Source organism: Corynebacterium sp. UMB8791 (assembly GCF_054166365.1).
In genome coordinates this window covers 55368-78510 of sequence record NZ_JBSZCG010000103.1, presented here as the reverse complement: position 1 = coordinate 78510, position 23143 = coordinate 55368, and the positions used below count along the sequence as shown (strand labels likewise).

22 protein-coding genes and 1 tRNA gene are annotated in these 23143 nt (G+C 59.3%); 7 read left to right on the top strand and 16 right to left on the bottom strand.

The features are described from left to right. Nucleotides 1-364 precede the first annotated feature (364 nt). Nucleotides 365-619: a type II toxin-antitoxin system prevent-host-death family antitoxin gene (locus ACXIUA_RS03190; RefSeq protein WP_256021700.1), complete on the top strand. Its 255-nt coding sequence runs from the start codon at nt 365-367 to the stop codon at nt 617-619. A gap of 9 nt (nt 620-628) precedes the next feature. Further along, nucleotides 629-898 carry a type II toxin-antitoxin system RelE family toxin gene (locus ACXIUA_RS03185; protein ID WP_256021699.1) on the top strand — a complete coding sequence of 90 codons (270 nt, stop codon included), beginning with the start codon at nt 629-631 and terminating at the stop codon, nt 896-898. Between the two features lie 73 nt (nt 899-971). Here the strand turns inward: ACXIUA_RS03185 and ACXIUA_RS03180 are convergent, their stop codons facing one another. Continuing rightward, nucleotides 972-3563 (bottom strand): excinuclease ABC subunit A, encoded by a 2592-nt coding sequence (locus ACXIUA_RS03180; RefSeq protein ID WP_457976097.1) that lies wholly within the window; start codon nt 3561-3563, stop codon nt 972-974. Nucleotides 3564-3959: 396 nt separating this feature from the next. Here ACXIUA_RS03180 and ACXIUA_RS03175 point away from each other — a divergent pair, with 396 nt between their 5' ends. Further along, nucleotides 3960-4703 carry a hypothetical protein gene (locus tag ACXIUA_RS03175; protein WP_070975951.1) on the top strand — a complete coding sequence of 248 codons (744 nt, stop codon included), beginning with the start codon at nt 3960-3962 and terminating at the stop codon, nt 4701-4703. Between the two features lie 163 nt (nt 4704-4866). On the opposite strand, the gene ACXIUA_RS03170 is transcribed toward ACXIUA_RS03175, so the two are convergent. Then, nucleotides 4867-5346 (bottom strand): hypothetical protein, encoded by a 480-nt coding sequence (locus ACXIUA_RS03170; RefSeq protein ID WP_070478498.1) that lies wholly within the window; start codon nt 5344-5346, stop codon nt 4867-4869. A 666-nt stretch (nt 5347-6012) separates the two neighbouring features. On the opposite strand from ACXIUA_RS03170, the gene ACXIUA_RS03165 reads away from it, so the two are divergent. Continuing rightward, nucleotides 6013-7125 (top strand): coiled-coil domain-containing protein, encoded by a 1113-nt coding sequence (locus ACXIUA_RS03165; RefSeq protein ID WP_070478496.1) that lies wholly within the window; start codon nt 6013-6015, stop codon nt 7123-7125. Nucleotides 7126-7381: 256 nt separating this feature from the next. Here ACXIUA_RS03165 and ACXIUA_RS03160 read toward each other — a convergent pair whose 3' ends face one another. From ACXIUA_RS03160 to ACXIUA_RS03105, 12 genes are all read right to left on the bottom strand, one after another. After that, nucleotides 7382-7963 carry an NADPH-dependent FMN reductase gene (locus ACXIUA_RS03160; protein WP_022862715.1) on the bottom strand — a complete coding sequence of 194 codons (582 nt, stop codon included), beginning with the start codon at nt 7961-7963 and terminating at the stop codon, nt 7382-7384. Between the two features lie 40 nt (nt 7964-8003). After that, nucleotides 8004-8276, bottom strand: coding sequence for a hypothetical protein (locus tag ACXIUA_RS03155; RefSeq protein WP_133065267.1), 273 nt, complete (start codon nt 8274-8276; stop codon nt 8004-8006). Then, a complete protein-coding gene (gene nrdF, locus ACXIUA_RS03150; protein WP_034666259.1) occupies nt 8257-9282 on the bottom strand; it encodes a class 1b ribonucleoside-diphosphate reductase subunit beta in 1026 nt (341 codons plus the stop codon). Before nrdF ends, ACXIUA_RS03155 begins: the two co-directional genes overlap by 20 nt. A 51-nt stretch (nt 9283-9333) precedes the next feature. Further along, nucleotides 9334-11529, bottom strand: coding sequence for a class 1b ribonucleoside-diphosphate reductase subunit alpha (gene nrdE / locus ACXIUA_RS03145; protein ID WP_457976096.1), 2196 nt, complete (start codon nt 11527-11529; stop codon nt 9334-9336). A gap of 67 nt (nt 11530-11596) precedes the next feature. Continuing rightward, complete coding sequence (gene nrdI, locus ACXIUA_RS03140) at nt 11597-12016, bottom strand: class Ib ribonucleoside-diphosphate reductase assembly flavoprotein NrdI (RefSeq protein WP_033399510.1); 420 nt, start codon at nt 12014-12016, stop codon at nt 11597-11599. A 146-nt stretch (nt 12017-12162) separates the two neighbouring features. Then, on the bottom strand, nt 12163-12843 hold the full coding sequence (locus tag ACXIUA_RS03135) for a metal-dependent transcriptional regulator (RefSeq protein ID WP_022862719.1): 681 nt from the start codon (nt 12841-12843) through the stop codon (nt 12163-12165). Nucleotides 12844-13212: 369 nt separating this feature from the next. Beyond that, nucleotides 13213-13491, bottom strand: a complete 279-nt coding sequence (locus tag ACXIUA_RS03130) for a single-stranded DNA-binding protein (RefSeq protein ID WP_457976095.1) — start codon at nt 13489-13491, stop codon at nt 13213-13215. A 233-nt stretch (nt 13492-13724) separates the two neighbouring features. Then, entirely contained in the window at nt 13725-13868 is a 144-nt protein-coding gene (locus ACXIUA_RS03125) for a hypothetical protein (protein ID WP_170253140.1), read from the bottom strand. Nucleotides 13869-14027: 159 nt separating this feature from the next. Then, nucleotides 14028-15050 carry a DUF4192 domain-containing protein gene (locus tag ACXIUA_RS03120; protein WP_256060153.1) on the bottom strand — a complete coding sequence of 341 codons (1023 nt, stop codon included), beginning with the start codon at nt 15048-15050 and terminating at the stop codon, nt 14028-14030. A gap of 170 nt (nt 15051-15220) precedes the next feature. Further along, nucleotides 15221-15340 carry a helix-turn-helix domain-containing protein gene (locus tag ACXIUA_RS03115; RefSeq protein WP_083583987.1) on the bottom strand — a complete coding sequence of 40 codons (120 nt, stop codon included), beginning with the start codon at nt 15338-15340 and terminating at the stop codon, nt 15221-15223. 252 nt (nt 15341-15592) lie between these two features. Continuing rightward, nucleotides 15593-15666, bottom strand: a tRNA-Met gene (locus ACXIUA_RS03110). A 134-nt stretch (nt 15667-15800) separates the two neighbouring features. After that, on the bottom strand, nt 15801-18695 hold the full coding sequence (locus ACXIUA_RS03105) for a UPF0182 family protein (protein WP_457976170.1): 2895 nt from the start codon (nt 18693-18695) through the stop codon (nt 15801-15803). Nucleotides 18696-18870: 175 nt separating this feature from the next. On the opposite strand from ACXIUA_RS03105, the gene ACXIUA_RS03100 reads away from it, so the two are divergent. Both ACXIUA_RS03100 and ACXIUA_RS03095 read left to right on the top strand, forming a co-directional pair. Continuing rightward, complete coding sequence (locus tag ACXIUA_RS03100; RefSeq protein WP_256001015.1) at nt 18871-19368, top strand: PPA1309 family protein; 498 nt, start codon at nt 18871-18873, stop codon at nt 19366-19368. Between the two features lie 19 nt (nt 19369-19387). Next, nucleotides 19388-20059 carry a hypothetical protein gene (locus tag ACXIUA_RS03095; RefSeq protein ID WP_284804237.1) on the top strand — a complete coding sequence of 224 codons (672 nt, stop codon included), beginning with the start codon at nt 19388-19390 and terminating at the stop codon, nt 20057-20059. On the opposite strand, the gene ACXIUA_RS03090 is transcribed toward ACXIUA_RS03095, so the two are convergent. Next, a complete protein-coding gene (locus ACXIUA_RS03090) occupies nt 20056-21144 on the bottom strand; it encodes a YlbL family protein (protein WP_457976168.1) in 1089 nt (362 codons plus the stop codon). The two genes, ACXIUA_RS03095 and ACXIUA_RS03090, sit on opposite strands and share 4 nt — an antisense overlap. 93 nt (nt 21145-21237) lie before the next feature. Here ACXIUA_RS03090 and ACXIUA_RS03085 point away from each other — a divergent pair, with 93 nt between their 5' ends. Next, a complete protein-coding gene (locus tag ACXIUA_RS03085; RefSeq protein ID WP_256060150.1) occupies nt 21238-22599 on the top strand; it encodes a zinc-dependent metalloprotease in 1362 nt (453 codons plus the stop codon). On the opposite strand, the gene ACXIUA_RS03080 is transcribed toward ACXIUA_RS03085, so the two are convergent. Beyond that, on the bottom strand, nt 22596-23105 hold the full coding sequence (locus ACXIUA_RS03080) for a M48 metallopeptidase family protein (RefSeq protein ID WP_256001005.1): 510 nt from the start codon (nt 23103-23105) through the stop codon (nt 22596-22598). The genes ACXIUA_RS03085 and ACXIUA_RS03080 overlap by 4 nt on opposite strands. Nucleotides 23106-23143: the final 38 nt, after the last annotated feature.

Below are 23143 nucleotides of genomic sequence, written 5' to 3'. Positions count from 1 at the left end.
GTGGTTCGGCAGCGGCTTTTACACACCACATGTCCCTCAAGCCCAACGAATGCGCTGGGTGCGGTCCACGCGCGGCTGGCAATATCTTTTTGCGTGTCTCCTCGTTCGACTTGGCGACTGGGAAGCTCGAACAAACAGCTGCAGCCCATTCCGGTCGAGGTGCTTAAGGAGTGCGACGCTGGTCGTCGAAAATCAGCCGGGCTGGACGAAAATGTGCGACCTGCATCGCACTCCTTTAACACCTCGACACGAGCAAAACCTTGCAGATCAATCGCGCTACAGCGCCTTTTGACCACAAGCCCGAATCGGAACGACCAGTGAAATACCGTTGCCAACCGATATGTACAAGATGTACATTTACGGTATGGAAACAAAATCAGTGGCATCCAGCGAGTTCCGCAATTCGCAGAGCCAGCTATTAGAGGAAGCGCAGCGCACACCTGTCGTTATCACCAGCCGGGGCAGCCGTGCTCGCGCAGTTGTCGTCTCTCCTACATTCTTTGCCCGCGCTGTCGAAGCTCTCGAGGACCTGGAAGACATCCGCGCCGCCGAAATTGCTCGGCAAGAGAGCGAGGAAATCTCGTTTGAGGACCTCAAAAAGGAACTCGGCTTCGCGTAAAGCTCGGTTATGTCAAACGCCACTTATCGCATCACCTTCAAATCTTCTGCTGCGAAGGAACTACGCAAACTCGACAAGCAGACCCAGAGGCGCATCCTTACCGCAATCGATGCCTTAGCACTCGATCCCCGACCTAGCGGGGTGAAGAAACTACGCGCTGAGTTTGACCAGTACCGCATCCGCGTCGGGCATTACCGCGTTGTATATGAGATTGCGGACGGCGAGCTCCATATTCTTGTGCTGCGCATCGCGCATCGCAGGCATGTCTACCGAAACTAGCGCCACGCTGATAGGCGTCGAAGCCTCCGGAACCACTCAAGCGTGCGTCCTACATGACACTCAATGCTCAGCCTCAGCGCAACCCAGCCCGTTCGGCCAACACCTGGGCCGTCACCGAACGCGAATCCGGACCCGTCCCCTGCTGGGCGACTGCCGTCGGCGTCCCGGTGGCCAGGATCTGGCCACCCTCGTCGCCGGCGCCTGGGCCGACGTCGATAATGTGGTCGGCCTGCGCGACCACCCGCAGGTCGTGCTCGACGACGACCACCGTGGCGCCGTCGTCGACAAGGCGACGCAGCTGGGCGAGCAACAGATCAACATCCGCAGGGTGGAGCCCTGTCGTCGGCTCGTCAAGGAGGTACAGGCTGTGCTTGCGGCTGGAGCCGCGCTGCATCTCGGAGGCCAGCTTGATGCGCTGCGCCTCCCCGCCCGAAAGTTCCGGGGACCCCTGCCCCAGCCGCAGGTAGCCCAAGCCGAGTGCGTGCAGGAATTCGACAGAGCGCAGAATCTTCGGCTCCTCAGCGAATACCTCCAGCGCCTCGTCCACGGTGAGCGCCAAAATGTCGGCGATGCTGCGCCCGTTCCACTGCACCTCAAGGATCTCCGGCTTGTAGCGCTTGCCGTGGCAGGCCGGGCAGGTCGTGTACGTGCCGGGCAGGAACACCAGCTCGACCTCGATACTGCCGGCACCGTCGCACTCCGGGCAGCGGCCCTTCGTCGTGTTATAGGAAAAGTCCGACACCGACATACCTCGCTGCTTGGCCTCGGGGGTCGCGGCGAAGAGCTTGCGGACGTGATCGAACAGCCCCGTGTAGGTGGCCACGGTGGAACGCACTGTGCGCCCAATCGGCTTCTGGGTGATGTGCACCAACCTGCGAATCTTATCGACGCCCTCTACGTTGTCCACCCTGAAATCCTCAGAGGGATCTGAACCCGCCGTGAGCTCACCATCCGCATCCCCATCCGATGCCTCCTCGGCGCCAACCACCTGCTTGGCCGAGCGAGACACCACGTCCGCCAGCACCCCAATGACCAGGGTGGACTTGCCGGAACCGGATACGCCCGTGACTGCGGTAAGTGCTCCCAGTGGGAAGTCCACGTCGGCGCCGTCGAAGGCGCGGGCATGCACACCGCGCAGGCTGATGGATGCACCGGTGTCGGCCGGGGTGTCCGTCAACTCGGGGAAGTCCGCATTCAGGGCGATCGCCGTGGGCGAGCCCAGCTGCTTGGCGTTGGCGCGGAACTGGCTAGTCGGGCCGGAGAACACCAGCTCCCCGCCACGCTCCCCTGCGCGGGGGCCGATGTCCACAATCCAATCGCATCCCGCTACTAGGGACATGTCGTGCTCCACGAGAAGCACCGAATTACCAGCGTCGATGAACCGCTGGAGCAACTCGGAGACAGCCTTGCGCTCCACGACGTGCAAGCCCGCCGAGGGCTCATCCAGCACATATGTCGTGCCGAATAGGCTCGAGTTCAACTGGGACGCCAGCCGCAGGCGCTGGTGCTCGCCGGCAGACAAACTCCGTGCCGGGCGGGAGAGGCTTAAGTGCCCCAGCCCCAGCTCGATCGCCGCGCGCACCGTGGGCAGCACCTGATCCAACAGCAGCTCTTCGGCCTCGTCGTGCTCGTTCCAGTCCTGCTTCGCGATGCCCTCCAGGCGCTCCAGGCGCGCCTCCAGCACAGCCAGCACGTCCTTCAATGCCAACGCGTTGAACTCATCGATGGCGTAGCCGGCGTAGGTGACCTGCAAGGTATCCGGCTGGAAACCGCGGCCCTGGCACGTCGGGCACGTCGATGAATGCATGAAGGAAAGCACCCGACGACGGTTCTTGTCCGACTCCGTCTCCGCCAACGTGTCGGTGAGGTACGAGGCAACCGAGCGCCACTTCCCCTTATACGACCGATGCACCGCATTTTCGTCCCGCACCGGGTGGACGGTGACCACCGGCTGCTCGTCCGTAAATAAGATCCAGTCGCGGTCCTCTTGCGGAATATCCCGCCACGGGACGTCCAGCGGGTAGCCGAGGGTTCCCAGGATGTCGCGGAAGTTCTTCCCTAACCACGCCCCCGGCCACGCTGCGATCGCGCCGTCCCAGATGGACAGGCTGGGATCCGGCACCATCGACGCTTCCGTCGGCCGGTGCACGGTACCGGTGCCCTGGCACTCTGGGCACATGCCAGCGGTGGTGTTGGGCGAGAAAGCGTCGGAGTCGAGCCTGCCGTACTCCAGCCGCTCGCGCATACCGTCCGGGTAGCTGCCGGAGCGGGAAAAGAGCAGCCGAATACTATTCGACATATTCGAGATCGTTCCCACAGAAGATCGTGCCCCACCCAGGGTGGTGGACTGCTGCAACGCCACCGTCGGTGGCAGACCCGCGACCGACCCGACACGCGGGTTGACCGCGCCACCGATCAGACGACGCGCGAACGGCGAAACAGACTCCAGGTAGCGACGCTGCGCCTCCCCATGAATAGTGCCGAAGGCCAGGCTGGACTTGCCCGAACCCGACACACCGGTGACCGCCACGAGGGTATCCCGAGGCAAGTCGACGTCGATATGTTTCAGGTTGTGCAGGTGCGCATCACGCACCCGGATCATGGGATCGTGGCCCGCACGCGCCGTAGCGTGCGCAGCCGAGGACTCGGACGTGGAGTGAATCATGGTGGCCACCCTACCGTGTGGGCTGCTCCCTCTCGGAGGGGGTTGTCAGCGACGGGTAGCACGACGCTCTCCGCCTATGCGCCCTCCGCAACCACGGGTAATCAACCACTGCTGCTGAAACCGGAATGAAACCACCCGACCGTGAGAAGAAATTAACGATTCGTATTAGCGAACAAGCCAGAGAATACTTCCCGACAATGATGGAAATCCTCACCGAAGCAGCCGCTGACGATATAAAGAAAAATCGCAAATCTTTGCGAGAGAAAATACGCCGGGACACCCTCTAACCAGCGCTGACTCAAACACAGAATGTCAGCATGCCGTCTCGCCAGCATAACTCCATGCCGTCATGTCGGCATGCCTTTATAGCATTGCCGAAAGTAGAAGGGAGCAACGATGACAACACCACAAATCAGGTTTCACGGTTACCCGAAGCGACCAGTGCCGGACATCCTGGGAGGGTCGGATTGGGATCTTCCGATGGTCGATCGCGACAGCGACTCGATCTTCCTCATCGTGGAGTACCTGAAGATAACCGATCCGGAGAACGCGAACGAGCCGACCGCGTACAAGATGGTGTCCCAACTCAACCAGGAGCACACAGAATTGGAGCGCAAAGCGATCGACGTACTGCGCTCGACACCGGGCATTCAACAGGACAAGGATCAATCCCTGTACCGAATAATGTTTCAATTTCTGCAATACCAAGTAGGACAGCTCGTGATCAAAGCCTTGGAAGCGACGGGAGGGGACGCGACGAAGCTGGCAGGAATGATGCGCTACCACAAGCCAGCGATCACACCAGCAGAACTGAACGACGCAGTGATGAAAACTACCGTGGAGGAAGCACTGAAAACGTTGGGCAAGGACCACAGCCCACAGGCAGTCGAGGAACTTTGGCGGCAGCTGAACCAACAGGTCGATTTATTGTCGTGGACTCGGAGAGCACAACGCTTAGCGGGATGGGCGGAGGACATCCAGAGCCTTCCGGACAGCAGCGACGAGATGAAACGAATCTTCCTGCAGGACCAGAACGAAGCCGCCTGGACGGTGATCGACCAACACCTGACGGAGCCGATCAACGCGCTGATGGAGCAGCAAGAAGAAGAGGATCCCTGGGCGGTGGACTGGGACAGCTAAGCGGGGTTATCGATACCGCAACTCGTTCTGGCACACCGGTTCAGTTTGACCGGTCAAGCTTGGAACGGGTTGCGTCCTCGCCGCGAGCGAGCGTCCAATCCAACATTGAGGCAATACGTCCCGCGCAACACGGGATACACGGTCTGTTCAATAGCATGTGCGCTCATGACTCTCCTGCTACAAACTGTTCAAGCGCATGTTTTACCTCAACAACATGGATACGACGAACCGCTTCCTCAACGACCTCGCCTACAACGCTCCTAACATCGCCCGTGCCCAGGAGAGCGTCGACAGCATCAATCTGTTCATCCGTCACTTCGTCATAGACGCCCGCAGGAACCTGGTAATACTTGGCCAACAAGTACCTAGAAAGGCCTTCTGTCAACGCATTCAATCGCTGAAACTGCGCTCCAAGGGTTTCCTCCCCCAAAAGCCGCACTGCTTGGTCAATCCCAAAGACCTGCCACCCGCTTGCATCCGCCCTGCTGGCATCTCCTCCCCATGTTGCCGCGCACTCGGCGATATGTGATACGAGCAATTCTTTGGTTCGGTGCTTAATCAGGCTCCATGCACGAGGCGACAGTCCGTTATGCGCCCTGCTCATTGACTCAATGTCTTCATTAATCGTGGTTGTTTTCATCATGGCGATACTCCATCTGCGAATGCTTGTCTATATTTAGACGCTGGAGACCGCGTCTCGGTTCCCAACGCTATTGCTCGAAGATCGAATGTGGGCGTAAGGGACATTTTGTATGTAGATGTCTATCTGGTTTCCCGGGATGGCCTCGGCCAACAACCAGATATGGTTTTCAAAACAGTTCCATTTGCCCGTTTTGAGAAATCAACACCGAATGACGTCTGGTGTGTGGTATGGAGTCTGCGGGCAGCACAGGAACCCCAGCGAGATCAAGGACTCTAAGGAACTAGAACCAGCCGCCTGTGCATTGGGCGGTCGCAAATAGCCAGGGGACGAGCAAAGCCCTTGACGTGCACAATTCTGGCCGCATCGAGTTAGCGGGTGTTCCGGTCGACCTCCTAGCGTCGACCAATGCAGGTCACGGCATTTTGGGCCCATTTCGTGCTATTTGGCCGATTTTGCGCTGACCTGCGTTGGTAAACCGGAGTAGGTCGACCGGAAGAGGTCGACGGGAAGAGGTCGACCGGAAGAGGTCGACGGGCCGAAAGAATTCGATACCGGCATTGATCATCAGTGGAATCCCGGCTTAGGAGTGAGAAAAAGGTGGGCCGGACGGAGCTGAACACACACACAAAATGTCCCTTATCGCGACACGCCGTGTTTACGCACAAAATGTCCCTTAAGCCGGAAACAGGAAAAGCCCCCTCCGAAGAGGGGGCTGATCCCGACAAGCTCCGCTGCCGGCCCGGCATCGCGTACAACACTGATGAGTCGGTGCGGTACATATCTGGCCCGAAGAAGGGCAAACAAATCTCCGGGAACCAGAAGTTCATCGACGCGCAGCGTGGACTTCGAGAGCACATGTACGCGTTGGGTTACCCGGTAGAGCTAGATGTGTCTGAACGTCACAATGAGTCGCTGAATCTTGACCGTTACGTCGAACAGCAGGACCGGGAGCGCGACCTTGCGAACCGTGAGGACGAGGTGGAACGGAAGCACAGCTCCGTACAGCGAGATGTCGATGCTGCAGCGAAAGACCGCAAGCAAGCTGCAGAAGAACTCGAACGGGCGCAGCAGGCCCGTGAAGAAGCCCAGCGTGTGCAGGAAAATGCTGAACAGCAGGCTCGCGAGGTTGCCGAGCGCGTACTCAAAGAAGCACGCGAGAAGGCCGAGCAGGACGCCGAAAAGATTCGTGATGATGCACAGAAGGATGCTGAACAGGAGTTGGGTCTTGCCGAGGCACGGGCGGAAGAGTTGCTGGACCGTGCCAAGGAGGTTGAGAGCGCCGCCGAAGCCAAGCTCAAGCGTGTAGAGCAGGAAGCTGAACAGCTCCGCAGCGAAGCACGCGAAAAGGCCGAGCAAGAAGCCGAGCAGATCCGCAGTGACGCACGCAAAGAAGCTGAGCAGACGCTGGGTCTCGCTGAAGCTCAGGCAGATGAGCTGCTTGACCTTGCCGAAGAATTCGGCAGTGAAGAACATGATGAGGCCACACGTGACGCTGCAGTAACGCGCGAGGAAGCAGAGCAGGAAGCGAAGATCATCATCGAGGAAGCAACGCAGTCGTTGCAGGAGATTTCGCATGTTGATCAGGACTTTTTGCGGGTCGAGATTGACAGCAACCCAGAGATGAAGCAACGGTACCGCGAGATCGTCATCGACCGTACTCAGGAGGAAAGCGCTGCAGTACTGCGTCGCGCGCTGGAACGCATCGCTAAGCGCCGCCAGCAGGAGCAACAGCGCGACCACGACGGTGACAAGGAGTCCCCCGACGGCGGCAAGCCGTAGATGGGGGTCTCCCCTGCCCTGTATGGCCCTGTAGCGGCCTAACAGGATGTCGCCAGGGTCAGTGTCCAGCGACAGCGCTAAAACCGCTCTAATTCAGCGAAAATCGAAGAATTAGAGCGGTGTTTTTTGAAGCGTCCTGGGTTCAGATTCAGGTAACTCAAGGATGAGTGTGATCCGGGGTTTGTGTCTTTGAGAAGGCCCTTTAGAAGCCTTCAAGTACTTCGTAGAGGGCGGTGGCTAGGGTTAGTCGCCGTCGCTAGCTGTGCTTGGCTGTTAATGTCATGTCGACCAACTGCAGGAAGCGTATAACGTAGTCTTTGACAAAGCCTGCGGTGCCTTCATTGAGATGGCCGGAGTCTTCGAAGAGGGTGGGGGATTGGCCAAGGAATACCTCGGGCTGACCAGGAAGCGGCATATCGAAGTAGGACAGGGCGAGCCGGAGGTTCTTCTGTGAACTGTAGCCGCCCATGCGGCCTACAGAGTGACTGATGATACCTGCGGGAAGGTTCTTCCAAGCCACATCCGAGTTGGGCTTGGAACCGATGTCCACTGCATTCTTGAGACAGGCAGGGATAGTACGGTTATTTTCCGGGGTAACAAAGAGGACGCCGCTCGAGTTCTTGATGGTGTCGCGGAAAGTGGTGTACTCAGCTGGAATGGGCTTGTCCGTGACCGAGGGGTCATCGTAGTCGAAGTCATAGAGCGGCAAGTCACGGATTTCAACGATGTCTGCCTGGTAGTTTTCAGGGATCATTGTGAGCACTTCGTGTGCAATCTTGCGCGCAAATGAGCCGCGGCGCAGGCTGCCGACGATAACACTAATGCGTGGGGTGGTCATAGGAAGTCCTTTCTTCTTAGTTGGGCGTAGGTACGTGCGATCAAGGGAGAAAAGGTTTGCAGCCAAAGGCAGGCGGTGGCCCGGCGGCGTGGGCGGCAGTAAGAAAGTTATCCACTTTGTCTTCTTCATGGCGGAAGTACAGTTCGATGAGTCCTAACAGTCCCCCGAGGACGGCCTCCCGTGCGGCGGACGTATCCAAAAGCCGCATGGCTGCTGGTTGGTTTCCTTCGCGGATGGCTTCAAACAGCGCGATGGTCTCAAGCCAGCTTCCTTGGTCTGGTCGTGGAAACGGTTTAGAAATCCCAGTCATCATCACTCGTTTCTTCAGCGGTGCCAATGACATAGGAGGAACCGGAGCCGGAGAAGAAGTCATGGTTTTCATCTGCTCCTGGTGCTAGGGCAGCGAGGATTTCCGGGTTCACTTCCGTTTCTTCAGGTGGGAAGTAGTCCGGGTAGCCCAAATTCATGAGCGCCTTATTGGCGTTATAGCGAACGAATACAGCTACATCATCCATGAGCCCCAACGGCTCATATAGCTCGCCGGAATAATCCAGCTCTAGGGCATAAAGCTCTTCGAGCAAGGAAATAGTGAAATCATGCATCTCCTGTTGCCGTTGTGGAGCAGACGTTTCCAGTCCGCGCTGGTACTTGTAGCCTGAGTAGTAACCGTGCACTGCCTTGTCACGCAGAATGAGGCGAATCATGTCTGCCGTATTTGTCAGGGTGGCGTGGACGGAAAAATGCAGGGGAAGATAGAAACCCGCGTAGAGAAGCAGCGAGGAAAGCAGCGTCGATGACACTTTGCGCTTGAGTGGATCGGGTCCAAAATAATGAGTGAGCACTTTTTTGGCGCGTGCCTGGAGAAGGTCATTATTCACCGCCCAGCGGTATGCCTCATCAATTTCTTTCGTACTGCTCAAAGTAGAAAACACTGAAGAGTAAGAACGGGCATGGACTGATTGCATGAAGGCGATGTTGGTATACACGGCCTCCTCGTGCTCGGTGCGGGCATCTTGGATCTGACAGATTTCGCCCACAGTGGCCTGGACGGTGTCCAGGGTGGTGAGTCCCGTGAACACCCGCATGGTGAGGTTGCGTTCCTCCGGTGTCATCCTCTGCCACGCCGGGAGATCGTTTGAAAGTGGAACCTTTTCTGGCAACCAAAAGTTGGCGGTGAGGCGGTTCCACACTTCAAGATCCTTCTCATCGCTCACCCGATTCCAATTGATGGCGCGGATGCGGGCTGAAGGGTCATGCCGGTAACTTGGCGGCGTAACTGAGATGCTGGTTAGCTCAGCAGTGTTTGATGTTGAAGACATAGCTTCTTTCTTTCTTGATGGATGGTTGTGAATGAAGGAAGGACCGTGTTCCTACAGAGCACAGGAAACGCAGCCTTCGACCTCGGTTCCCTGGAGTGCAGGTTGGCGTAAACGGATGTAGTACAAGGTCTTGATTCCGGCTTTCCAGGCATAGATTTGTGCCTTGTTGATGTCCCGCGTAGTGGTGTCAGCGGTGAAGAACAAAGTCAGGGAAAGCCCTTGGTCCACGTGTTGGGTGGCCATAGCGTAGGTGTCGATGATTTTTTTGTACCCCACGGTGTAGGAGTCATCGAAATACTCCAAGTTGTCGTTGGTCATTTCCGGTGCGGGGTAGTACACGCGCCCCAAGCGGCCTTCCTTGCGTATTTCAATCTTGGAGGCAATCGGGTGTATGGACGCGGTGGAGTCATTGATGTAGGAAATTGATCCAGTGGGTGGAACTGCCTGCAAGTAGGCGTTGTAGATGCCGTCTTGCATCACTTGGTTCTTGAGCCGTAGCCAATCCTCGCGTTGAGGAATCTGCACGCCAGCCTCATGGAATAGCTGTTTTACGTGGTCAGTGGCCGGCGCCCAGTCTTGGTCGATGTACTTGTCGAAGTAGACGCCAGTGGCATAGGTGGATTCTTCAAAGCCAGTGAATCGTTGACCTTTCTCAACCGCTAGCGCATGGGATGCACGGAGCGCATGATAGGTCACGGTCAGGAAATAGATATTTGTAAAGTCCAGTGCTTCGGCGCAGCCATAAGGAATACGCTTGGAAGCCAGGAAACCGTGGAGATTCATTTGGCCCAACCCGATGGCATGCATGGATGCATTACCGTGAGCGATGGAAGGAACAGCTTCGATATTTGTTAGGTCTGAGACCTTCGTGAGAGCGCGCACCGCGGTTTCAACAGTTTCCCCAAAGTCCGGTGATTCAAAAGCTTTAGCGATGTTGAGCGACCCTAGATTGCAGGAAATGTCCTGGCCAACGGTGGTGTAGTTACCTGAGGCGCCGTAGGTGGATGGCGTGTTGACCTGGAGGATCTCACTACACAGATTGGACATATTGATATGTCCTTTGAGGGGATTAGCGCGGTTGACCGTATCCTCAAAGAGTATGTAGGGGTATCCAGATTCAAACTGAAGCTCAGCCAGCGTGGTGAAAAACTCGCGGGCCTTGATAGTCGTATGAGAAATTCGCGGATTGGAAACCAGCTCGTCGTAATACTCGGTGATAGACATGTCAGACATGGCTACGCCGTACTCGCGAGCGATGTCATACGGGCTAAAAAGATGCATATCCTTGTTCTCTTTGGCCAGCTGGAAGGTTATATCTGGAATAACAACTCCCAGCGAAAGAGTCTTAATGCGGACTTTCTCATCGGCATTTTCCCGCTTGGTATCCAGGAAACGAAGAATATCTGGATGGTGCGCATGTAGGTAGACGGCTCCAGCGCCCTGTCGAGCGCCCAATTGGTTGGCATAGCTGAAGCTATCTTCCAGAATTTTCATGACTGGGACTACGCCGGAAGCTTGGTTCTCAATCTTTTTGATTGGGGCTCCGGATTCGCGCAGATTGCTCAGTAACAAGGCCACACCACCGCCGCGTTTTGAAAGCTGCAGTGCAGAGTTCACGCTGCGGCCAATGCTTTCCAAATTGTCTTCGATGCGAAGGAGGAAGCAGGAGACCATTTCGCCACGCTGGGCTTTTCCTGCGTTGAGAAAAGTAGGGGTGGCGGGCTGGAAGCGTCCGGTCATGATGTCATCCACCAGCTTCTCCGCAAGCTCTTCATCGCCCTGTGCAAGGTACAAAGCTGTGGTGGCGACGCGTTCTTCGTAGCCTTCCAGAAATCGCGAGCCATCAAAGGTTTTCAGTGCGTATGAAGTAAAGAACTTAAATGCGCCGAGGAAAGTGCGGAACTGATGCTTGGCTCGGTGGGCTCTGTCGTACATAGTGCACAGAAAATCGTCATCATAAAGCTCAAGGAATTCCCGCTCGTAGTATTCGTTATCAACCAACCACTCCAAGCGCTGCTTGGTGGATTCAAACTGATGCATGCGGGGAGTGACATGGTGCGCTAAAAAGTCTTGTGTTGCCTCAATGTCCTTGTCGAACTGGATTCTTCCCGAATCGTCGAATAGGTTCAGCTGCGCGTTGAGTGCATGGTAGCTCTTGCGCTTACCGACACCGCCGGCATCGTCTGCTGAAGCGGTGCGGGGCGTAGAACCAATGGGCTGTGTGGGGGTGGCCTTAAGTGGCGGCATTGTGGTTTCCAATCTGTGTGTTGCGGATGTGGTCTTCATTTTGTGGGAAATCAATGGGGTGTAATTGTTAGTTGCTTTGCTGCTCCCAAAACTTGTGAAGGCCCTGCTTTACAGCGGCAACGTCCTTCTGCGTGCCGAGTAGCTCGAAGTGATACAGCTCTGGAACGTGGCACTTAGCGGAAATGATGCGGCCGGCGACGCAGTAAGCGCTTCCGAAGTTGGTATTGCCTGAGGTAATCACGCCCCGGATAAAGGAACGGTTGATTGGGTCATTGAGGAAGTCGATGACCTGTTTGGGGACTGCGCGTTTGAGCGAGCCACCGCCGTAGGTTGGAACGATGAGTACGTACGGGTGTGAAACCTGGATCATTCCGGTTTTCTTGGGCCGCAGTGGAATGCGCACTGCGGGTCTATCTAAGCGTTCGACGAATCTTTTTGTGTTTTCAGAAACGCTAGAAAAGTACACCAAATCTGGTGAGTCTGACATGACAATCCTTCTCATCCTGGCCTTAGCCATAAGTGGGATAGGTGATGATCGAAAAGATTAACTACGTACTACCGTAGTTGCAAACTACGCCGCACCGTAGTTTTTAAAAGGGCAGGTAGGGACAGGATTAATGAGAAAGGGAAAGACTACAGGCTGTGGTGTGCTACAAACACTGCGTCCGTAGCTGGGCGCCCAAGTACTACCCACTGAGTACTGTCGGCTACCTGTACTTCGAGCGATTCTGAAAAGGGCGTTCCTTCGCGCGTGGTAAGAACAGCCCCAATGACGATGCCTTGCTCTTTGAGGAAGGCCAGCAGTTGTGGGTCGGAATCAGAAATGCGTTCCACGGTCACCTGCGGTTGTGCGCCGCTGTCGGTGAGACGGTGCGCACTGGGGATAGTGACCTGTCCATCAACCGTAGGGATAGGGTCGCCGTGTGGATCCCTAGTGGGGTAATTGAGGAACTTATCCACGCGCTCTATGAGCATGTCAGACACCGCGTGTTCAAGATTTTCGGCTTCATCATGGACCTCGTCCCACGTATAATCCAATGCTTGAACCAAAAAAGACTCAAGCAATCGGTGGCGGCGCACCATGACCAATGCGTACTGCCTGCCAAGTTCGGTTAACTCCACAGAGCCATAGGGCGTGTGTGACACGAGCCCTTGCTTCGACATTTTGCGCACTGCATCGGAGACCGAGGAGAGCTTGAGTCCCAGCTGTTTCGCTATAAGTGTGGCGGTAACGGGCTCGGATGACCATTCCTTTAGCCCCCAGATAGCTTTCAAATAGTTCTGGGTACTGGTGGACAGCTCAGAAACAGACATGAGTAAATGTTAACCCAGCTTCCGTATGCGCCTTAGGCGCTGTGCCCCAACGCTCATAGCGAACAGAGGCCAAGTTTGAGAGGAATGCCGGTAAGGTGGGGCCAGTTAAAGCATTCTTCACTTGAAGGAGAACCACTAATGTCTGAGAAGATTTCAATGAACTTGAAGTGCGCCAGCGTAGTGCGTAATGGAATGGCTAGTACACAGTGCAGTAAAACAGCGCATGTAATGGCTCATGTAATGCACTGTGTAGAGACAGAGCGTCTGGAGCAGGAGTATCAGCGCTCCCGTACTGGACGGCGACGGCGTTATGCGTGGTCTGTGCTGAAAAAATAACCCCGCAGGTTTCCCTGCGGGGTGTTGTTGCAACTAGAACGGCACTTCTTCAGAGTCATTAGCAGCAGCGTTATCTGCGCTGTTCTCGCGGCGTGCTGCTCGTGCCTCAGACTCCTTCTTGGAGTCGATCAGCTGCACAGTGTCGATGCGCGCTACCAGCGGATAGTGCTTGTTGCCGTCCTTATCGGTGTAGTTGTCAGTCTTCAGCGAGTAGCTCACTGCAACGCGATCACCAGCGCCGATGCATCCGAAGACGCCGAGGTTCTTGGCGTCAGCCACGTAGCCAGTGAGTTCGACAATCTCTGATTCCACCTTGCCTGTGGACTTGTTCTTGAACGTATTACGTGCCTAGACGTTGAGCTTCACCGTCGCACCGCCGTTTGCGTGCTCAAAGATCTTCGGCTCGCGTGCTGCGTTGCCAACGATGGTGCCATTGTTAAACGGGTTGGACATTGTGATTTCTCCTTATATGAGTGGGTGTGATTTGCCGTGCAATTTGGGTACTTAAGCAGCGGCTTTGCTGCTGCGGGGTGGTTGCGCTGTCGCTACAGCACTGCCCAGGGCAGCGGTGTGCCTGCCGCCTCTAGGTCGCGCAGTTCTTGTGTTGCGCCCGGATCGGCGTCCTCGCCGTCGATGCCGTCGGCGAGCTGGTAGAGCAGTTCCAGGTCGGTGTGGATGAAGTCGCGCATCAGGTGCCTCCTTGTTCGGATTGGTGGTCAATCCGTCTGTTGGAGACAGCTCTGCTGTCTAGGGGTCGCTCCCTTGCCTCGTTGAGGTGTCTGTCGTCGCAAGCCACGGCCGACGAGAAATAGAAACCCCGTTGCATCGCTGCAACGGGGTGTGTGGGATTACTCGGCGAACAAGATCGTTCGGGTCTTCTCAGCGCCCTCGCGAACGAGTTCAACCATCCGCTCGCCTTGGCCGATGTCGGTCAGCTTGGCCACCAGAGACGGGAAGTTCTCGTCTGGCCCGATCTCGGTGGCTCGCTGCGCAGCCACGCCAGCCAGCCCCGGCTGGCCTGTGGCGTGCGCGAGCACGGCAACAGTGGCCGTGAGCTGCGAGCGCATCCCTGGCCAGCTGGTCGGGACGGCACGCATAACCTTCTCTATAAACGCAAGGCCCGCCTGCGGGTCATCGAGCAGCGCTGCAAGCAGCGTGTCTCGCAAGCGCGGCGTGGTGAAGCATTTCAGCGCGGATCGAACAGCGCGAGTGCTCGGCTGGGTCATCCCTGCCGCCGCCTGCTCGTACTCACGCTGCAGCACGTCGGAGAACATGGGCGGGATATACGCCAGCGCGTCTTCGATGATGTCGGCGTGCTCGGCAGCGTCGATGCCGTGATCGGTGCTGTTCAACCGTGCCTCGATGTCGTCTTTGCTCGGCTCCGGCAGCTCGCCGGTGTGCTCTAGCATCTGCCGCAGCGCCGCCGATGCGGCGACCTCGCCGACAACGCCGTGGCGCGGCTCGTCGATGAGCGGATGCTGATACACGGACCACCACGCAGCCCCGGTGACGATCTCAGGCACCTGCACCACCCCGAGCAGCGGCGGTAGGTGCACTGCCCCGCTGGTGAGATACGTTGCCGTCTCCTCGAAGACCGGCTGCGCAATGTCATCGCTGATCATGTACGCGATAACAGCGTCGAGTTCGAGGTGGTGGACCCACGCTGCGAACCGCTCGCGGCTCTCGGTGAGCTTTGCAACAGCTTCGTCCAGGTCGAACCGCGCGACCGGGCCGAGGCGGACGGTGTCGACGCCCTCGTCGTCGACGAAGAATGCGAGGATCAGCGAGTTGTTCGGGTAAAACCCGAGGATGCCGGGGAGGTTCGCGAGAATCTCGCCGTGGGATGCAAGCGTGTGAGAATGGGTGGACATGGCAGTGCTCCTTTGCACGAATACGGGGTGTATGTGGTCAATCCCGTATTCGGCCCGGCTCTGCCGATCGCAGGCGTATCCCAGCAGTGCAGCACTCATGTGTGCCGAGCGTCGCTAGCGCAGCCTGATGCCTTCTCGCCGGGTGCGAGCGCTAGCGACGCAGCCTGTGCCTAAGCGTCGGCTTCGATGCGCTTGAGAGCGCGATAGATCGTCGGCCGCGAGACGTTGAGTGTCCTGGCTACTGCGCTGACGGACTTGCCGCCCTCAATAAGCTTTCTCCCGAACGCCACGGTTGAGCAGTCTCACCCCCGAGATAGGCAGACCCCCCGAACTGCCGGCTCCCGTGGCGTTCCTTCGTTGCCGCCGACCTCGCAATCACTAAGCAATGCCCCGAAAACCTGCGCCGCTTCGTTGGAGCGTCGCAGTTCCGTTTGGTGCAGGATTTTGACCCTAGTACACCAGCTAGTGCACCAAAAGGTGATCCGCTCACAAAATGAAGAAGGCCCCTACCAGCATTTGCACTGGTAGGGGCCTTATCTTAGTAGCGGGGGCAGGATTCGAACCTACGACCTCTGGGTTATGAGCCCAGCGAGCTACCGAGCTGCTCCACCCCGCGTCGGGTGATGTTGAATTTTCACCTGCTGCCTTAACGGGCAACGAGTGATAACTATACGCACGACCCTTAAAAACACCAAATCCCCTGCGCACCTCACGGATTCGCAGGGGATTCAGGTGTTCACACGGGAAGGGCTACATGCTCTGGTATTCCTTCACCGCACGGTCGAGCTCATCGAGCGCCTTGCCGTACTCCTCGAAGGAGCCGTTGCGTGCGCCTTCCAGGTTGCGCAGCGCGTCGTTGATGTTGTTCAGGGCCTCGTCCTTGTTACCGGCAACTGCTGGTGCTGGGGTCTCGGCCTTCTCGCCATCGGCTGGTGCTTCCTTGGCAGGCTTCGTGTTGCCCTTATCGTCGACGATGTCGATGTCTTGGGCGGCCTCAGAGTGAATGCCAACCTGCTTCAGCGCCTGGGAGATCGTCGGCGCGTAGCCAACCTGGCCGCGGTAGAACACGAGCACGCGCAGCAGCTTCGGGAAGGCGGACGCCTGGTCCTTGCGCTGCGAGTAAATCGGCTCCACGTAGAGAATCTCTCCCCCGCCAACCGGCAGGGTGAGCAGGTTACCGTTCTTCAGGTCGTTGGTGCCCTTCCACAGGGTGCGGTCACGCGCCACCTGGTCGGAGGACATCAGGGCGTCCTGCGCCTGCTTCGGCCCCTGGGTCTGCGTGTTGGTTGGCAACACGCGGACGGTGATCTGGCCGTAGTTCTCCGGGTCGGAGGACACAGACATGTGCGCGGACAGAAACTCACGGTTCAGGCCACGGAACGGCGTAATCAGCTGGAAGGAAGGCTTATTGGTCTCCGGGTCGCCGGCGACAACGTAGTACGGAGGCTGGTTCAGCTCCTTGCGGCCTTCCGGCGCGGTCGGGTCGTTCGGCACGGACCAGAAGGCGTCGTTGTTGAAGAACACGCCTGGGTCGTTCACGTGGTAGCGAGCCAGCAGTTCGCGCTGAACCTTGAACAGGTCCTCTGGGTAGCGCAGGTGGTCACGCAACGAATCGGAGATGTCGCTTGCCGGGCGCACGGTGTCTGGGAACGCGCCCATCCACGCCTTGAGCACCGGGTCGTTCTCGTCGAACGCGTAGAGGTCCACCGTGCCGTCGTAGGCATCAACGGTGGCCTTGACGGAGTTGCGGATGTAGCCGACGTTGTTATTCAGCAGGCGCTGCGTGGTCCCGTCCGGGTTCAGCGCATCCTGCGTCGTATCCGTCAGGGATTCACGCGTTGCGTACGGCAGCTGGGACAGCGTGGTGTAGCCGTCCACGATCCACTTGATCTTGCCGTCGATCACGGCCGGGTAGGTCTTGGAGTCCGTGGTCAGCCACGGCGCGACCTTCTCAACGCGCTCGCGTGGGTCGCGGTCGTAGAGAATCTTGGACTCGGAACCAACGCGGTCGGACAGCAGGAACTTCAGCTCCTGGTACTTCGCGGAGTACGCGATGCGGTTGACCCAGTTGCCGATGTTGACGCCACCTTCGCCCTGGTAGGTGTAGGTGGAGCTGTCAGTGTCGTACTCGACGGGGCCCTGACCGTTATCACCGACGATGGCGTAGTCCAGGCCGTCGTTCGCGGAAGCGATCACCGGGCCGTAGTAGACGCGGGGCTCGTCGACCTGGATCCCCAGCTCGTCCGCCTGGTCCTTCTCAGCAGCAATCGCGTTGGACTGCAAGTCCGAGACGGTGAAGATCGGCAGGCCACCACGGGTGGAGCCGGCGTCCTGCGCGGCCTCGTCAACACGGTTCGCCTGCGCTGCAATGAAGCCGTTGCCGTGGGTGTACACGGTGTGGCGGTTGATCCAGTCACGCTGGTTTTCGCGCAGCGCGTTCGGGTCCATCTCGCGGGCCGCGACGACGAAGTCGCGCATCTTGCCGTCAACCTCGTAGCGGTCCATCGCCAGCTGGTCGGGGAAGCCGTAGAAGTTACGCAGCTGCTGGTTCTGGGTAAAGGTCGGTGAAATGATCTCCGGGTCCAGCAGGCGAATGTTGCTGATCGTGGCAGCGTCGTCCGCAACCTTATCGTTGGAGACCTTTTCCGCGCCCCAGTTGTCCTGGTATTTCACCTGCTCGTCGGTCAAGCCGAACGCGTAGCGGGTGGCCTCAATATTGCGGGCGATGTACTCGGCTTCCTTCGACTGGCGGTTCGGCTTGACCGAGAACTGCTCCAGCAGCGCCGGCCACACACCGCCGACTACGAGCGAGGACACAAGCATCAGCACCGCGGCCAGCACAGGAACGCGGAAGTCCTTATATACAACGGACGCGAAGAACGCCGCTGCGACGAGCACCGCGATGACCGTCAGGATCACCTTGGCCGGCAGCGACGCGTTGACCGTGGTGTAGGACGCACCGGTGAAGATGTCGTTCTGGGAGTACAGCAGGGTGTAGCGCTCCAGCCAGTAGCTAACTGCCTTGAGCACCATCCACAGGCCCGCGGTCACGGCAAGCTGCACGCGAGCGGACGTCGAAATGTGGCCCGGCACCCCGCTGACCTTATTGCCGATGCGGATGCCGCCCAGCAAGTAGTGGCCCACCGCGCCAACGATGAAGGCGACGAGCAGCAGGAGCGAGAGGCCGTCGATAATCGCGGTGATACCCGGCAGTGCGAAGGCGTAGAACCCGAGGTCCTTGCCAAACTGCGGATCATCCACGCCGAAGGATTCCCCGTTGAACCACAGCATGAACGTGCGCCACAGGCGCTGCCCTGCCAGGCCGGAGAAGACCGCGATCACCACCGGAACCCACACCAAGAGCGTGCGAACGCCCTGCTGCAAGTTGACCTGGGTCCGCGTGTCGCCGACAACGGCTTCAAAGCTCAAGGCTTCTTTTGTGCGGCCGCGCCACGCAAGCCACGCGGCGAGGTAGGTGATCAGCGCGCCAACGGCGGCAAAAATAACAAACAACACCACTCGCGCCACGATGACGCGGTTGAAGACCCCACGGAAATCAAGCTCCCCGAACCAAAGAAAATCGGTGTAGAGACCGATCAGGATCGGGATGCAAAACAGCAATACACCGAGGACACCAATGGTGATGGCAAGTCCGGAGTTCTGTTTCTTCGCGTGGGGCTGTGGTTGGCTGAGGCGGGTGGCCAAATCCTGCTCCTTCGAAATAGTCTTAGTACGCGTATTAAGGTTCTACCTTAAAAAGTGTAACGCCTGAACTGACAGAAGGGTTCCCGTGCTCAACCAACAAGCATTAAATAAGGCCATGTCCGAAGCCGTCGAGTTCGTGCACGCGGAAGGCTGGGACCAAGGGCCAACGCTCTTCGCACTCGTGCCCTCCTCCCTGCTTGTGGACGAGCTCGAGCAACTCGAGGTTGACGACGCCTCTTCGCCCCTGACCCTCGTCGTGCAGGACAACCTGCCGGACAACATCCGCCCCGGCTCCGAGGAGCTGGCGGAGTACGTGGCACGTATCGCCTGGCCACACGCGGTGGAGGGAGCCGTGCTGGCACAGGAGATCATGTTCCGGGACACCAGCAGCGACGACCCCTCGCCGCGCCCGGCGCGCCTCTTCTCCGGTGTGTTGCGCGAGGAGGGCATCGAGCAGACGCTGCTGCAGATGCGCCTAACCGAGGAGGAGCTGGAGGAGCGCGGCCTGTTCGCCCAGGATGATATTGAGCTTCGCGGTGGGCCTAACGTGGCGCCGAATGTTATTGCTGCGTTACGCTACGGTTTGGAACAAGACCCTGATGAGCTGTCCTAAGAGGTTAAAGGAGCACAACGTGGCTACATTTTCGAGCGTTTGGCGTCGGCGCGTCGGTACGCCAGCGGTGCTGGCGATGGCGCTGGTGGTAGCCACCGCGTGCGGTGGCAAGGACGAGCCATCGGAGGAACCGACCACGACGGAGGCGCCGACCACCTCCGCTGAGACCACGGAGTCGCCTTCGCCGTCGGAGTCTGAGGCTGAGTCCGCGGAGGCTACGACGGAGGGGACGTCAACAAGCACTACGAGCACTGCGAAGAAAGACGATAACGGCGTTGCTGAGGTCGCCAAGCAGTTCTCGACGCTCGCTCCGCCCGAGTTCTTCGAAAAGCTAGACAGCTGCACCCCGACCGGCCTCCCGGACGCGTTCGATTGCAGCAGCTCCGAGATGGGCCAGTTCCAGTTCATGGAGTCCGAGTCCGTCGCCACCACGAGTACGCAGGTGCTCACCGAGCTGCGCTCGAGCGAGGTCGTGGAGGACACCGGCCGTTTCGTGGTCGGCTGGTCCACGGTTGGGTCCTCCGCCGTGGTGACCGTCATTGATAATGACAAGGGCCAGATTATGAAGCAGCTGCTCACCATGGACCGCGAAGGCCCGCGCGAACACATCTACAAGCTCGGGCTGGCGAAGCGCCCGGAGGGCGCCACCACCCCTGCGGAGGCAACCACCTCCACCGAGTCTGAGTCCTAGCTGCAGCTGCGCACCGGCTGGCCGTGGGCGAACGCGTCCATGGCCTTCACGGCGTCATCAAGCGTTTTGACTGCCGCGACCTGCATCTCCCCGCTGTCCGTGCGCATGACTTCCGCGCAGTTGCCCTCGGGCGCGAGGAAAAGCTCCGCGCCTGCGTCGCGGGCACCTGCGATCTTGTGGGAGATGCCGCCGATCGGGCCGACCTCCCCCGACTCATCAATCGTGCCGGTGCCGGCCACGAACTTCCCGCCGTTGAGCAGACCCGGCGAAAGCTTATCGATCACCGCCAGCGAGAACATCATCCCGGCACTCGGCCCGCCCACATCGTTAAGGTTGTAGGTCACCTGCACGCCGTCGGCCGGAGCGGACGTCATCAAGATCCCCAACATGGGCACCTTCGCATCCTCCGGATTCGCGCCGAGGGTGATCTCCTCCGTGTGCGGCGTGCCGTCACGCAACACGTCGACGCTGAGCCGGTCGCCGGGGGCGTGCTCGCGCACGATCTGCTGCACCTCCCGCGGCTGTGAGACGTCCTTCCCCCCGACCTTCGTGATGATGTCTGCCGCCTGCAGCGCACCGTTCGCGGCGCTGCCCTCCATCACCTCGTGAACCACCACTGTCGTCGGGCGGCCGAGGTAGTTCATCGCGGCGATCGTCGCCGCCGACTCCGAAGCAACGAATGCCTCCTGGTTGCGCTGCTTCATCTCCTCCCGGTTCGTATTCGGAGGCATGATCTGCTCCAGCGGCACAATCGTGTCATCCGTGGTGATCCAGCGGGTCAGCGCCTGCACCAGCGTCATATTGGTACGCACGGACACCGTGGTCATGTTGAGGTTGCCCTCCGTTTCGTCGGAGTCCGCGCCCTCGATCTCAACGACGGGCACGCCCTCAACATCGCCGAGCGTGTTAAACGTCGGCCCCGGCCCCTGCGCCGCGTACGGCACGGCCAGGGAGATATCGGTGCCAGGAATATGGTCGAGGCTCAGCGCCGCGGCCAGCACCGCTAGCGGAATGGCACCCCACACAATCGTGGCGAGGCGGCGGCTGCGCGGCTGTGCCTGTGCTTGTTCTTGCTCGGCGTTCATCACGCCCACAGATCTTAGATGTTCGCCCACAGCGTTGCGATTTTCCCGCTTGCAGCCGACACAACCTGCGCACACGACTGTAGGGTGGTGCCTATGAGTAATGGATTCGGATTTACCTTCCCCAACAACGACAACGACGGTGACAACGGTGACGACGAGCGTCGCAACCAGCAGAACAACCCGTTCGCCGCGTTCGGGTTCGGGGGCAACGTTGGCGGTGGCCAAGGTGGCTTGGGCGATATTTTGAACCAGTTCGGGCAGATGCTCTCCGGCATGGGCTCGACGATGAACGCCCGCACAGAGGGCGAATCCGTGAACTTCGAAATGGCGCTGCGCATGGCACGCCAGCACGTCGGCGACAAGGCTGCGGTCTCCGCGGGGGATCGCACCGCGGTTGAGGAGTCTGTACGCCTCGCCGACCTTTGGCTTGACGACGCCACTACGCTTCCTTCCGCGAACGCCCAGCCGCGCACGTGGAATGCGGACGACTGGCTGGTTGAGACCATGCCGATGTGGAAGCGCCTGGTCAACCCCGTTGCGGAGCAGATGAACCGCGCACAGCGAGACACCATGCCCGCCGAGGCCCGCGAGATGATGGGCCCGATGGTCGGCATGATGGAACAGATGAACGCCATGAACTTCGGCGTCAAGCTCGGCCACGCCCTCGGTGATCTTGCCGAGCAAGCCCTGACCGGCTCCGACTTCGGCCTGCCCGTCGCCCCCGCAGGCGTGACAGCCATCTTGCCGAAGAACGTCACCGCCGCCGCCAAGGGTCTCGAGATCCCCGGCCAGGAGGTCCTGGTCTACATCGTGGCCCGCGAAGCAGCCCGCCAGCGCCTGTTCAAGCACGTGCCGTGGCTCGTCGAGCGCCTCGTCTCCTCCGTTGAGGAGTACGCGGCAGGCCTGGAGATCGATACCTCTCAGCTCGAGGAGATGGCCCGCGGCCTGAACCTGGAAAGCGGCGACCCGCAGGCCATCCAGGAGGCGCTGCAGCAGCTTGAGGGCGCGGACCTCTCCCCGCGTGTGACCTCCCGCAACGCGTCCGCAACCGCCCGCCTGGAGACGCTGCTCGCGCTCGTCGAGGGCTGGGTCGACGTCGTCACCGACGCTTCCCTGGCAGACCGTATCCCGTCGACGCCGCAGCTCGCCGAGGCGTGGAACCGTCGCCGCGCAACGGGTGGCTCCGCCGAGCGCGCGTTCGCGAACGTCGTCGGCATCGAGCTGGGCGCCCCGAAGGTCCGCGAGGCCGCTGAGCTGTGGCGCCGCGTCGAAACCGCCGTGGGTCAGGTCCGCCGCGACCAGATTTGGGACCACCCGGACTTCCTGCCGGCCCCTGAGCACCTGGCCAACCCGGCGGCGTTCATCGACACCCTGCTGGACGATTCCTCCGACGACAACTTCGACGAAGAGCTCGCGCGCCTGGAAGAGGAGCTGCGCAAGAACGACGAGGACTAGCCTTCCCCGCCGAACCGCTGGTAGGCCTCAAGGTAGCCCTTCGCGCGTTCCGCGAGGGGCGCTTTGTCTGCCCACTCCCAGAACTTCGGGCCGTGCCCCGGGATGAAGGTGTGCGTCAGCTCGTGCACGATCACCGCGTCGAGGACGTAGCCCGGCACGTGCTGCAGCCTGTCACTGATCCGAATCGTGCCCGTTGACGGGGTGCAGCTTCCCCACCGCTTCGTCTGGTTCGACACCCACCGTATCGAGCCCACTTTCGCCCGCCCCTCAAGCACCTGCTCGTTGAGCACCTCCGCGCGCGCCTGAAGGTCGGCGTCGCTGACGTGCTGGTGGCGAGTCTTCTTCCGGATCTTTCGCAGCATCTCGGCCACCGCCTCGCGCTCCTCGCGCTCGCTGAACCGGGCTGGGATGCGTACTTCCACGACGCCGTCGATAAGCCGGGCCTGCACTGTGCGTGTGCGCCGCGGCGAGCGAATCACCCGATACTCAAACTCCGACTCCTGCATGCCGAAGATTGTATGCTGTACAACCGACACAGCTTAAG